This window comes from Neobacillus sp. BP17 (genome assembly GCF_059579525.1).
The window spans coordinates 1,880,892-1,894,584 of the sequence record NZ_CM184198.1; the positions used below are offsets into that span (position 1 = coordinate 1,880,892).

Below are 13,693 nucleotides of genomic sequence, written 5' to 3' on the forward strand. Positions count from 1 at the left end.
AAAATCATTTATTATAGGGGTTAGATAAGAAATTGTAAAAAAAATGTCGAAACTTCTTTTGAGGAGGTTTATTACTTGAAAAAAGAATGGTATTTAGAATATGAGATTCAGAAGAACCGACCAGGCCTATTAGGGGACATTTCATCCCTATTAGGAATGCTCTCTATTAACATTGTTACAATAAATGGTGTAGATGAAGGACGACGAGGATTACTCATTTTAGCAAAAGATGATGACCAAATTAAACGCCTTGAGTCAATTTTACATACGATGGACACAATAAAACTAATTAAACTTAGAGAACCCAAACTGCGTGACAGGCTTGCGGTAAGACATGGACGTTATATTCAAAGAGATGCGGACGATAAAAAAACCTTCCGTTTTGTAAGGGATGAACTTGGCTTATTAGTTGATTTTATGGCAGAATTATTTAAGCAGGAAGGCCATAAGTTGATTGGTATTCGCGGAATGCCTCGTGTAGGAAAAACAGAATCATTGGTGGCTGCAAGTGTTTGTGCAAATAAACGCTGGTTATTTGTGTCTTCCACTTTGTTAAAACAAACAATCCGTAATCAATTAATTGAAGATGAATATAACGAAAACAATCTATTTATACTGGATGGAATTGTTTCTACCAGACGTGCTAATGAGCGTCATTGGCAGCTTGTTCGTGAAATCATGAGACTTCCGTCTGTAAAAGTCATCGAGCATCCTGATATTTTTGTTCAAAACTCAGAATATACACTCGACGATTTTGATTACATTATTGAGCTTAGGAATGACGCGGAAGAAGAGATTACATATGAGGTCGTTGATCAGCATAGTATGTTCTCCGGATCTGATTTTGGAGATTTTGATTTTTAATAAATTGGAAGGTGTTAACAGTTGACTGAATTAGGGAATCGACTAAAAGAAGCCCGATTAGCTAATGGATTAAGCTTGGATGATTTACAATCCATGACGAAAATTCAAAAGAGGTATTTAATTGGTATTGAAGAAGGGAATTATGCGAGCATGCCCGGGAATTTTTATGTTCGCGCATTTATTAAGCAGTATGCAGAGGCACTAAGTCTTGATCCTGATGAAATTTTTGAAACCTATAAAGGTGAAATTCCTGCAAGCTTAAATGACGAATTGCCACAGCAATTGTCCAGAGTGAAAACACATAAATCAATTTCAGAAAGCAATTCTAAAATTTTTGATATATTACCAAAGGTTTTAATCGGTGTTTTTGTAATTGGAGTTGCCAGCCTGTTATATTATTTTGTATATAAACATGCGGGTGATAATACGAATGAATCAATTAATAAAGAAAATGAACCGGTTAAAATTGTGAAATCGGAGAATCTTGAAAAAGAAAAAGCAGAAGTGAATAAGAAGGATGACATCCAAGAAAAGACAGATAATACAGAGCAGGAAGAGCAGCAAACAACTGTAGAAGAATCACCAAAACAAGAAATTACAGCCGTTCAAAGCAGCGGCAGGAATTCAACCTATGAATTAAAAAATGCAGACAAGTTTGTTGTGAAGTTGGTTTCTAAAGGGCAGACTTGGGTTAGTATTAAAAATGGAAAAGGGAAATCCTTTTTCCAAGGATTATTAAAAACAGGCGGTACTGAAAGTCAAACAGAAGACTTATCAGCAGAGAGTGCGGCCGTTATTCGAGTGGGAAATGCCGCTGATACAGAAATCTATGTTAATGACCAAAAGCTCGAGTATGCAGTGCCAGCGACTGCAAATGTTCAGAACATAACGATCCAATATGTTCTGAAAAACGAATAGTCATCTGTTGATGACTATTTTTCGCTTTTAATATTAAAACGGAGGAAAACTATGAATATTCCGAATAGAATCACTGTATCAAGAATATTATTAATTCCAATATTCTTGATTATTATGCTTGCTCCTTTTGAATGGGGCGATATGCATCTGCTGGGGACAGACCTTCCCGTGACCCATTTTGTCGGTGCATTGATTTTTATTTTAGCCTCATCCACTGACTGGGTTGATGGGCATTATGCCCGAAAGTATAACCTGGTGACTAATATGGGGAAATTTCTCGACCCGCTTGCTGACAAATTATTGGTCTCGGCTGCATTGATTGTTCTCGTTGAATTGAATGATGTTTATGCACCTTCATGGATTGTGATTGTTATTATTAGCAGGGAGTTTGCGGTAACAGGATTACGTCTCTTACTTGCAGGAGAAGGAGAAGTGGTTGCGGCTAACATGCTTGGGAAAATTAAAACCTGGGCGCAAATTGTCGCTATTTCAGCACTTTTATTACATAATATTATTTTTGCAATGATTCCATTTCGTTTTGATATCGTGGCATTGTGGGTTGCATTAATTTTTACGATTTGGTCTGGATGGGATTATTTTGCAAAAAATAGTCATGTCCTTAAAAATTCAAAGTAAGTTTTACCAACTTAGGAGTAAAGGATGTTGATTACGATGAATGCTGAGATTATTGCAGTTGGTTCGGAGTTATTGCTCGGTCAAATTGTGAATACGAATGCACGTTTTTTGTCCCAGCAATTGGCGGACCTTGGGATTAATGTCTTTTATCATACGGTAGTTGGTGATAATCCTGATAGATTAGAATCGGCAATTGAAATAGCTGAGAAGCGTGCAGAACTTATTATCTTTACGGGTGGCCTTGGACCAACAAAGGATGATTTAACGAAGGAAACAATTGCACGCCACCTTGGAAAAGAACTTGTGACCGATGAGGATGCATTAACTTCGATAGAATTATACTTTAAACGGACCCATCGCCCAATGACCGAAAATAACCGAAAACAGGCACTTGTATTAAGTGGTGCACATATTCTTCCAAATGATCATGGAATGGCTCCAGGAATGGTTGTTAAATCTAACGATCACACCTATATGCTGCTCCCTGGCCCACCTAAGGAACTTGAGCCGATGTTTAGTCAATATGGGTGTCAGGCACTCTCTAAAGAAAACCTGTCCAAAGAGGTAATTGTTTCAAGGGTGTTAAGGTTTTTTGGAATTGGTGAGGCTGCCTTGGAAACCGAGATTATGGATTTAATTGACGCACAGAGCAACCCAACGATCGCCCCGCTTGCTGGGGATGGGGAGGTTACATTGAGGCTGACTGCAAAACATGTAGACGGAAAACTAGCTCAGTCACTTCTCGATAATCTAGAAAATACCATTAACCAGCGTGTAGGTGAGTTTTTTTATGGATATGACCATACGTCACTAATGGAAGAAGTAAGAAAGACCTTACAGACACGAAAACTTACAATTACTGCGGCTGAGAGTTTAACCGGTGGACTGTTCCAACAAGGGCTGACCGCCATTTCGGGTGCAAGTTCGGTGTTTACTGGTGGAGTTGTCTGCTATTCAAATCAAGTAAAACAGCAGATTTTAAAAGTGCGGCAAGAAACACTAGAAACAGAAGGTGCAGTTAGTGAACAATGTGCTAGGGAACTGGCTGAAAATGCTGCCCAATTATTTAAAACGGATATTGGAATTAGTTTTACTGGTGTAGCAGGTCCTGAAGAGCTTGAAGGCAAGCCGGTTGGTACTGTATTTATTGGGATTTCAATAAAGGGAAAGCCAACCGTTGTTGAAAAACTTATCCTTGGCGGTACAAGAGAAGCCAATCGAGGGCGTGCCGTAAAATATGGGTGTCATTTTCTCCTTCAATTGTTAAAAGAGTCACAGAATGCTTAATAGTATTCTGTGATTTTTTTTGAATAGATTAGTTAGCGGAAAAATCAGACAATGGATGAAACTAACTTTATCTGCCTGCTAAAGTTGCAAAAAAATACAAAAAGCATAGAGAATTACCTAAAATTACATCAAAGTTGCTTTGAAAATAAACGAATGAATGTTCGTTTTTTTGCTCGACAAATATTCGAAAAGAAGTTATATTATTAATAGGAATTAATTTAATAGATTATAGCAATTAGCATGTGTTTATATATAAGGGAGGAAATGATTCGTGAGTAATGATCGTAAAGCGGCCTTAGAAATGGCGTTAAAGCAAATAGAAAAGCAATTTGGTAAAGGTTCCGTCATGAAGATGGGAGAAAAAACGGATACAAAGATTTTAACGAGTCCAAGTGGCTCATTAGCACTTGATGCAGCACTTGGGGTAGGTGGATATCCTAGAGGACGTATTATTGAAGTATATGGCCCTGAGAGCTCTGGTAAAACAACGGTTGCATTACATGCAATTGCTGAAGTTCAAGCAAACGGTGGACAAGCTGCATTTATCGATGCTGAACATGCGCTTGACCCAACGTATGCCCAAAAATTAGGTGTTAACATTGATGAGTTATTATTATCACAACCTGATACGGGTGAACAAGCGCTTGAAATCGCGGAAGCATTAGTACGAAGCGGTGCCATTGATATTCTTATCGTTGACTCTGTAGCCGCATTGGTTCCAAAAGCGGAAATTGAAGGGGAAATGGGAGATTCTCACGTTGGTTTACAAGCACGTCTAATGTCACAGGCACTTCGTAAACTATCTGGAGCCATTAACAAATCTAAGACGATCGCAATCTTTATTAACCAAATCCGTGAAAAAATTGGCGTTATGTTCGGGAATCCTGAAACCACACCTGGTGGTCGTGCGTTAAAGTTTTATTCAACAGTCCGTCTTGAAGTGCGCCGTGCGGAAGCGTTGAAGCAAGGGACTGACATTGTCGGGAATAAAACCAAAATAAAAATCGTTAAGAATAAGGTTGCTCCGCCTTTCCGTACAGCAGAAGTAGATATTATGTATGGCGAAGGGATATCTAAGGAAGGCGAGATTGTTGATTTAGGTTCTGAATTAGATATCGTCCAAAAAAGCGGTTCATGGTATTCCTATAACGACATTAGAATTGGTCAAGGCCGTGAAAATGCAAAACTGTATTTAAAGGAAAACCCTGATATTCGTCTCCAGATTCAAACGCAAATACGTGAACATTATGGCTTAGACGGTGAGAAGTTTGTAACTGAAACAGATGATGATGAACAATTTGAACTAATTGATTAATGTAAAAGAGCAAAGCTATTTATATGGTTTTGCTCTTTTTTTACAAAGGCTGTGTTAAAAGGGCACTTTTGATTTAATAGCAAGTTGATTGGAGCGGAAGGCACGAAGACTCCCGCGGAAAGCAAAGTGCCTGGAGCGGAAATCAACAGCCAAGTATAACAGAGCTTCACAAAATATATTTTAATTACAATAATATAGTCATAAGTTGATAAAGATTTTAGCCTATCGGTCATAAAATGATGTCCTATTCTAAATATTTCAAAAAGCCAATAGGACTAAGCCTTGACAATGAATATTCCCACCTTTACAATTAACATGTATATTTTACATTTTTGGTATTATTACAATCCGAAAAAAGCCTTGGTGCTTGCTGTATGTTGAGTCTAAACAATGTACATGCCGACACTTAAAAAATGTAACAAAAGTTCATAGCAAGAGGAGGTGTAACGATTGGATTTAATTACTATCATCTCCATTTTGCTTGGCCTTATCGTCGGTGCCGTTGTTGGCTATTTTGTTCATAAGTCCATTGCTGAAGCAAAAGTAGCAGGTGCAAAGAATGCTGCAGAGCAGATTCTTGAAGATGCGAAACGTGATGCTGATTCACTGAAAAAAGAAGCTTTGCTAGAAGCAAAGGATGAAATTCACAAGCTGCGTACAGAAGCAGAACGTGAGGTTCGTGAACGAAGAAATGAAATGCAAAAACAAGAAAACCGTTTACTGCAAAGAGAAGAGAATTTAGATCGAAAAGAGGAAACGTTAAACAAGCGTGAAAATCTTTTAGAAAAGAAGGATGATTCTCTAAACCAAAGACAACAGCATATTGAAGAGATGGAAAGCAAAGTGGACGAGTTGGTACGAAAACAACAAACTGAACTCGAACGAATTTCAAGCTTAACGCGCGAGGAAGCAAAAGCTATCATTATCGACAGAATGGAGCAGGAATTAACCCATGACACTGCCATAATGATTAAGGAAAGTGAGAATCGTGCGAAAGAGGAAGCAGACAAGAAAGCGAAGGAAATTCTTTCGCTAGCAATCCAGCGTTGCGCTGCTGACCATGTTGCGGAAACGACTGTCTCTGTCGTCAACCTGCCAAATGACGAAATGAAGGGCCGTATTATTGGCCGTGAAGGAAGAAATATTCGTACGCTAGAAACATTAACAGGAATTGATTTAATTATTGATGATACTCCTGAAGCTGTAATTCTATCAGGTTTTGATCCTATTCGTCGCGAAACGGCTCGCCTGGCATTGGAGAAATTAGTTCAAGACGGGCGTATCCATCCAGCACGAATTGAGGAAATGGTTGAAAAGTCTCGTCGTGAAGTGGATGAATATATCCGCGAGGTTGGTGAGCAAACCACCTTTGAAGTGGGGGTTCATGGACTTCATCCAGATCTTATCAAAATTCTTGGCCGCTTGAAATTCCGTACAAGCTATGGTCAAAACGTCTTAAAACATTCAATGGAAGTAGCACAGCTTTCTGGATTACTTGCTGCTGAATTGGGTCAAGATGAAACCTTAGCACGTCGTGCGGGCTTGCTTCATGATATTGGAAAGGCAATTGACCATGAAGTAGAAGGCAGTCACGTAGAAATTGGTGTTGAACTTGCAACTAAATACAAGGAACACCCTGTAGTAATTAATAGTATAGCATCACATCATGGGGATACAGAGCCAACGTCTATCATTGCTGTTTTAGTTGCCGCTGCGGATGCATTATCAGCTGCAAGACCTGGTGCCCGTAGTGAGACTCTTGAAAACTATATCCGACGTCTTGAAAAGTTAGAGGAAATCTCTGAGTCTTATGAAGGTGTAGAGAAATCTTTTGCTATTCAAGCTGGACGTGAAGTTCGTATTATTGTAAGACCTGATTCGGTTGATGATCTTGCTGCGCATCGATTAGCTCGTGATATTCGTAAGCGCATTGAAGAAGAACTTGATTATCCTGGACACATTAAAGTGACAGTTATCCGAGAAACACGGGCTGTTGAATATGCGAAATAAAGCGGTGCACATGCACCGCTTTTTTTTATGAAAGTGCTTATCCGATTAAATGAAGTCTGAATGTGATACAATTGAAACATTAACAATTTTTCTTGATGAGAGGATTAAAAATGAATCTACTTTTTATAGGTGATGTTGTCGGGTCACCAGGCCGAGACATGGTAAAGGAATATTTGCCAAAATTAAAAGAAAAATATCGTCCGCATTTTACCATTATTAATGGGGAAAATGCTGCAGGCGGTAAAGGAATTACAGAAAAGATATATCGTGAATTTTTAGGTTATGGCGCACAAGCTGTAACCCTTGGTAATCACTCATGGGACAACCGTGAGATCTTTGAGTTTATCGGTTCAGCCAAAAATATGGTTAGACCAGCGAATTTTCCTGAAGGAACACCAGGTAAAGGGATGGCATTTTTTAAAGTAAATGATTTAGAAGTTGCCGTCATTAATCTGCAAGGGAGAACTTTCATGGCACCGTTGGATTGTCCATTTAAAAAGGCAGACGAATTAATTGAAATTGCCAGAGAAAGAACTCCATATATTTTTGTGGATTTTCATGCCGAAGTAACCAGTGAGAAGCAGGCAATGGGATGGTACCTGGATGGGAGAGTATCTGCGGTTGTAGGGACACATACACATGTTCAGACGGCTGATAGCCGCATTCTGCCTAATGGCACAGGGTATTTATCCGATGTGGGCATGACGGGTCCGTATGACGGTATTTTAGGGGTGGAGAGAGATGCTGTTCTTAAAAGGTTTCTGACGAGCCTTCCTGTCCGGTTTGAGGTGGCGACAGGCGGAAGAAATCAGAGAAATCAGCTTAGTGCCGTCTATATTGAATTGGATCGGAAATCCGGCTTTACAAAAAAAATTCAACCTATCTTAATAAATGATGATCATCCGTTTTATACTTAAAGAGCAAATTGGTTTTGCTCTTTTTTTTATAGCTCCAAAAGCTCCAGAGCCTAGAGACTGGCGCATTTTTTTTGTCCAAGCCGGAATATGTTTTTTGACAACTGAATATAGTAGCAGTGGAATGTTATAACCTGATTTGTTCATGAAACTGCTCATGCGGGATCGGGATTTTCTAAGGAGGAGCTAGAAATGGATATATTAAAAGTTTCAGCAAAATCTAATCCTAATTCTGTAGCTGGTGCGCTTGCCGGGGTTCTGCGTGAAAGAGGTGCAGCGGAAATACAGGCAATTGGGGCGGGTGCATTGAATCAAGCCGTTAAGGCAGTAGCGATTGCTCGAGGATTTGTAGCACCTAGCGGAGTTGATTTAATTTGTATCCCTGCGTTTACCGATATTTTAATTGACGGGGAAGAACGCACAGCTATCAAACTAATTGTAGAACCGCGTTGAAAGAGATAGACTTTTGACAAGTAAAAACAAATAATGATTGATACTACCTGCTTGTATAATCAAGCAGGTATTTTTTAGTTTTAGGTCAAAAATCAAAAATATCGATAAAACATTATTCTAAGATAGACAATGATCATTTCTAGAATATAAATAATAGATATTTGTTTGAAGAATAAATGTTAGAAAAACTGCCATATAATGAGGTGGATTTTGTTTTTATCGCAGTCGACATAATCGAATCCGAGTATATTTCAAATAATAAAAAAATATTCATATTTTAGACAATATTTCGCTTTAAAGGGTTGCAATTTTTAGTGCATAGGTCTAGAATTGTAAGCGTTTAGTACATATCTTAAGTTACATTATTTAGTCTTGCTATTATAGGCTAAATTCTAGTGAAATACTCGGAATAGTGCTAAACTAATAAATGAATCAATTTATTCTAATTAATTTTTACATATCCAAAGGGGTGTAAGTCATGATCAATCAACTTTCATGGAAAGTTGGAGGACAACAAGGGGAAGGTATTGAAAGTACTGGGGAAATTTTTGCAATTGCACTGAATCGCCTGGGCTATTACTTGTATGGTTATCGTCACTTTTCTTCACGGATTAAGGGTGGTCATACCAACAATAAAATCAGAGTAAGTACGACAGAAGTGCGTTCAATTTCTGATGACCTAGATATCCTAGTAGCATTTGACCAAGAAACGATTGATTTAAATTACAAAGAACTACACAGTAATGGTGTAATCCTTGCTGATGCAAAATTTTCACCAAAGAAGCCTGATGATACACAAGCATCATTGTATGCGGTACCATTTACTGAAATTGCCACTGAACTTGGAACTTCTTTAATGAAGAACATGGTAGCAATCGGTGCAACATCTGCTATTTTAGACTTAGATATTAATGTATTTGAAGTAGTAGTTCGTGAGATTTTTGGCAAAAAAGGCGACCAAGTTGTTGCGAAGAATATGGATGCAATCAAAGCCGGCTTTGAAAAAGTGAAAGAAAATCTAGCTTCAGGTGTCCCAACAATGGAACTTGAAAAGGCTGACGGCCAAAAAAGGATGTTTATGATTGGTAACGATGCGATCGCACTTGGTGCTATTGCAGGCGGATGCCGATTTATGGCAGCTTATCCTATTACACCAGCATCTGAAATAATGGAGTATTTGATTAAAAAATTACCTGCTTTAGGTGGAACAGTTATTCAAACAGAAGATGAAATTGCTGCTTGTACGATGGCCATTGGAGCTAACTACGGCGGTGTACGTGCAATTACTGCTTCAGCTGGACCTGGGTTATCATTAAAAATGGAAGCAATTGGACTTTCTGGTATCACTGAAACACCGCTGGTAATTGTGGATACGCAACGTGGAGGTCCTTCAACAGGATTACCAACAAAGCAAGAACAATCGGATCTTATGGCAATGATTTATGGTACACATGGTGAAATCCCAAAAATTGTTATGGCTCCAAGTACGGTTGAGGAAGCTTTTTATGATACAGCGGAAGCATTCAATTTAGCAGAAGAATATCAATGCCCTGTCATTATTTTATCTGATCTTCAATTATCTTTAGGAAAACAGACCGTTGAACCATTAAATTATGACAAAGTTGAAATCAGACGTGGAAAATTGGTAGCTGATGAAATCCCAGCTAACGAAAATAATGCATATTTTAAACGGTATGAAGTTACAGAAGATGGTGTTTCACCACGTGTAATTCCTGGTATGAAAAATGGTATCCACCATGTAACAGGTGTTGAGCATGATGAAACAGGTAAACCATCTGAATCTGCTGCAAATCGAATTGCACAAATGGATAAGCGTTTCCGTAAAATCGAAAATATTCGCTTTAATACACCTGTATATAAAAATACTAAGCACGAAGATCCAGATGTATTATTTGTCGGTTTTAATTCAACACGCGGTGTTATTGAAGAAGCGATGACACGTTTAGAGAATGATGGCTTAAAAGTAAATCATGCTCAGATTCGCTTAATTCACCCATTCCCAACAGACGAAGTTCTTCCGTTAGTTCGTGCTGCTAAGAAAGTGATTGTTTTAGAAAACAATGCAACCGGGCAATTAGCAAATATTATGAAAATGAATGTCGGACATGCTGAAAAGATTACTAAGCATCTTAAATATGATGGAAATCCATTCTTACCACACGAAGTTTATACAAAATGTAAGGAGTTGTTCTAAATGGCCACTTTTAAAGACTTTCGTAACAATGTAAAACCGAACTGGTGCCCTGGCTGTGGCGACTTCTCTGTACAAGCGGCAATGCAACGTGCGGCAGCGAATGTTGGTTTAGAACCCGAAAATCTTGCTGTAATTTCTGGAATCGGCTGTTCTGGCCGGATTTCAGGTTATATTAATTCCTATGGTTTCCATGGAATTCATGGCCGTTCACTTCCAATTGCACAAGGTGTGAAAATGGCAAATCGTGACCTAACTGTTATCGCTTCTGGCGGAGACGGAGATGGATATGCAATTGGAATGGGTCATACGATTCATGCTATTCGTCGTAATCTCGACATTACTTATATCGTAATGGATAACCAAATTTATGGTTTAACAAAGGGTCAAACATCACCACGTTCAGCAGCAGGCTTTAAAACAAAGTCATCTCCGCTTGGATCGATTGAGCAATCAATTTCTCCAATGGAAATGGCGTTAACTGTAGGAGCAACATTTGTAGCACAAAGTTTCTCTACAGACTTAAAAGATTTAACTGCTTTAATTGAAGCAGGTATTAATCACAAAGGATTTTCATTAATCAATGTGTTCAGTCCATGTGTTACTTATAATAAGGTAAACACATACGATTGGTTTAAAGAAAATCTAACTAAACTTAGTGATATCGAAGGTTATGATCCTTCAAATCGCGAAGAAGCAATGCAGACATTAATGAAGCATAATGGTCTTGTTACAGGGCTAATTTATCAAAATACTGAACGTAAGTCTTATCAAGAATTAATAACTGGCTTCTCTGAAACACCATTATCTAAAGCAGACCTTAATTTGGATCAAAATTATTTTGATAAATTAGTTTCTGAATTTATTTAATGGCAAATAGAAAATCCCGGGGCTATAGCCCACGGGATTTTCTATTGTTTTCAAGTCCGTTAACCTTTATACTATAATAATGTGTGGACTATGTCTGAAAGGGGCATTTGAACAAATGAATGAAAAACAACGTTTAGAAGGTACGCAAGTCGAGTCTGTTAATTCTTCGGACAAAAAATCCGCCAAGGATTACAGCAAGTACTTTGAACAAGTAATTACTGCACCATCCTTGAAGGATGCTAAAAAGCGTGGAAAAGAAGAAGTAAAGTACCATAATGACTTTGCGATTCCAGAGGAGTTCCGTGGAATGGGCGAGGGTCGAAAGTTTTATATCCGTACCTATGGGTGTCAGATGAATGAGCATGATACGGAAGTTATGGCAGGGATATTTTTAGCTTTAGGTTATGAACCCACTGACAGTACTGAAGATGCAAATGTCATTTTATTAAATACATGTGCAATTAGGGAAAATGCTGAAAATAAAGTGTTTGGTGAACTAGGTCATTTAAAGTCATTAAAATTGGAAAAGCCTGACTTACTTTTAGGTGTTTGTGGATGTATGTCACAAGAAGAATCTGTTGTTAACAAAATTCTAAAAACCTACCATCAGGTTGATATGATTTTTGGTACCCATAATATTCACCGTTTACCACATATATTGAATGAGGCATACATGTCAAAAGAGATGGTTGTAGAAGTATGGTCAAAAGAAGGGGATGTCATTGAAAACCTTCCAAAAGTCCGTCGTGGAAATATTAAAGCTTGGGTTAACATCATGTATGGCTGTGATAAATTCTGTACGTATTGTATCGTACCATTCACTCGTGGGAAAGAAAGAAGCCGCAGGCCGGAAGAAATCATTCAAGAAGTACGTCATCTTGCCGCACAGGGTTACCAAGAAGTTACCTTGCTTGGTCAAAATGTAAATGCTTATGGAAAAGATTTAGAAGAAGGTTCGTATGGTCTTGGGGAATTGATGGATGAATTACGAAAAATTGATATTCCAAGAATCCGCTTCACCACAAGCCATCCGCGTGACTTTGATGATCGTTTAATTAATGTGCTGGCCAAAGGTGGAAACTTAATGGACCATATTCATTTACCGGTTCAATCAGGTTCTACTGATGTATTAAAAATTATGGCACGTAAGTATACTAGAGAACAATATTTAGAATTAGTAAGAAAAATTAAAGCGGCAATTCCTAATGTAGCTCTAACCACAGATATTATTGTGGGTTACCCGAATGAAACGGATGAGCAGTTTGAAGAAACAATGTCTCTCTATCGTGAAGTCGGTTATGAACTAGCATATACCTTTATTTATTCTCCACGTGAAGGTACTCCAGCTGCAAAAATGGAAGATAATGTTCCAATGGAAGTTAAGAAAGCACGGTTACAACGCTTAAATGCACTTGTGAATGAACTTTCCTTAGAAGCGATGAAAAAGCATGAAGGGCAAATCGTTGATGTCTTGGTTGAAGGGGAGAGTAAGAACAATCCTGATGTCCTTGCAGGTTACACATCTAGGAATAAGCTTGTAAACTTTGTTGCACCAAAATCTGCAATTGGAAAAATTGTAAAAGTCAAAATAACAGAAGCAAGAACATGGTCATTGAACGGAGAAATCGTGAAAGAACTAGATCCAGCAGAGGTGAAGTAAAGTGGCGAAATATACAAAAGATGATATCGTTGCACGTGCAACAGACTTAGCTCGAATGATTGCAGAAACAGAAGAGGTTGACTTCTTTAAACGTGCAGAAGCACAATTAAATGAAAACAAGAAAGTTCACACTTTAATTTCAGATATAAAAGGATTACAAAAGCAAGCTGTAAATCTTCAGCATTATGGAAAACCTGAGGCCTTGAAAAAGGTTGAAGATAAGATTGCTTCGATTGAGCAAGAATTAGATGAAATTCCTGTTGTACAGGAGTTCAAACAATCACAATTAGATGTAAACGAATTGCTTCAAATTATTGCTTCAACCATTTCAAATACAGTCACCGATGAAATCATCATTTCAACGGGCGGCGATGTATTATTAGGAGAAACCGGTTCAAGCATGCAAAATGGCGGCGGTTCTTGTGAAGGTCACGACGATTGCGATCACGAACATTAAGATTCCAGCCAGGCTTACTAGAGCCTGGCTTTATTTTTTTCCTCCTATTTATTTTCCCCTCCAATCTGAATCTTATTACTCTTCATTTTTAAAGTAC

At 38.2% G+C, this 13,693-nt stretch carries 12 protein-coding genes; all 12 read left to right on the forward strand.

All coding sequences use genetic code 11. The features are described from left to right. Positions 1–75: 75 nt before the first annotated feature. Entirely contained in the window at positions 76–864 is a 789-nt protein-coding gene (locus AC4QJR_RS09115) for a DUF3388 domain-containing protein (RefSeq protein ID WP_098571723.1), read from the forward strand. A 21-nt stretch (positions 865–885) separates the two neighbouring features. Beyond that, positions 886–1,782: a RodZ domain-containing protein gene (locus AC4QJR_RS09120; protein ID WP_496525935.1), complete on the forward strand. Its 897-nt coding sequence runs from the start codon at positions 886–888 to the stop codon at positions 1,780–1,782. Between the two features lie 51 nt (positions 1,783–1,833). Beyond that, positions 1,834–2,418 carry a CDP-diacylglycerol--glycerol-3-phosphate 3-phosphatidyltransferase gene (gene pgsA, locus AC4QJR_RS09125; protein WP_098571725.1) on the forward strand — a complete coding sequence of 195 codons (585 nt, stop codon included), beginning with the start codon at positions 1,834–1,836 and terminating at the stop codon, positions 2,416–2,418. A gap of 36 nt (positions 2,419–2,454) precedes the next feature. Then, positions 2,455–3,705 (forward strand): competence/damage-inducible protein A, encoded by a 1,251-nt coding sequence (locus AC4QJR_RS09130; RefSeq protein WP_496526645.1) that lies wholly within the window; start codon positions 2,455–2,457, stop codon positions 3,703–3,705. 271 nt (positions 3,706–3,976) lie between these two features. Beyond that, on the forward strand, positions 3,977–5,020 hold the full coding sequence (gene recA / locus AC4QJR_RS09135; RefSeq protein WP_098571726.1) for a recombinase RecA: 1,044 nt from the start codon (positions 3,977–3,979) through the stop codon (positions 5,018–5,020). Positions 5,021–5,470: 450 nt separating this feature from the next. Further along, a complete protein-coding gene (gene rny / locus AC4QJR_RS09140) occupies positions 5,471–7,030 on the forward strand; it encodes a ribonuclease Y (RefSeq protein ID WP_098571727.1) in 1,560 nt (519 codons plus the stop codon). A gap of 110 nt (positions 7,031–7,140) precedes the next feature. After that, complete coding sequence (locus AC4QJR_RS09145; protein WP_496525936.1) at positions 7,141–7,947, forward strand: TIGR00282 family metallophosphoesterase; 807 nt, start codon at positions 7,141–7,143, stop codon at positions 7,945–7,947. 189 nt (positions 7,948–8,136) lie between these two features. Further along, the gene (spoVS, locus tag AC4QJR_RS09150) at positions 8,137–8,397 is read left to right on the forward strand and encodes a stage V sporulation protein SpoVS (protein WP_026566505.1); all 261 of its coding nucleotides are present in this window, start codon (positions 8,137–8,139) and stop codon (positions 8,395–8,397) included. A gap of 478 nt (positions 8,398–8,875) precedes the next feature. Further along, entirely contained in the window at positions 8,876–10,612 is a 1,737-nt protein-coding gene (locus AC4QJR_RS09155; protein WP_142332956.1) for a 2-oxoacid:acceptor oxidoreductase subunit alpha, read from the forward strand. Continuing rightward, complete coding sequence (locus AC4QJR_RS09160) at positions 10,613–11,479, forward strand: 2-oxoacid:ferredoxin oxidoreductase subunit beta (RefSeq protein ID WP_098571729.1); 867 nt, start codon at positions 10,613–10,615, stop codon at positions 11,477–11,479. A gap of 115 nt (positions 11,480–11,594) precedes the next feature. Continuing rightward, positions 11,595–13,139, forward strand: a complete 1,545-nt coding sequence (miaB, locus tag AC4QJR_RS09165) for a tRNA (N6-isopentenyl adenosine(37)-C2)-methylthiotransferase MiaB (RefSeq protein ID WP_098571730.1) — start codon at positions 11,595–11,597, stop codon at positions 13,137–13,139. A 1-nt stretch (position 13,140) separates the two neighbouring features. Beyond that, the gene (locus tag AC4QJR_RS09170) at positions 13,141–13,596 is read left to right on the forward strand and encodes a YlbF/YmcA family competence regulator (RefSeq protein ID WP_144549129.1); all 456 of its coding nucleotides are present in this window, start codon (positions 13,141–13,143) and stop codon (positions 13,594–13,596) included. Positions 13,597–13,693: the final 97 nt, after the last annotated feature.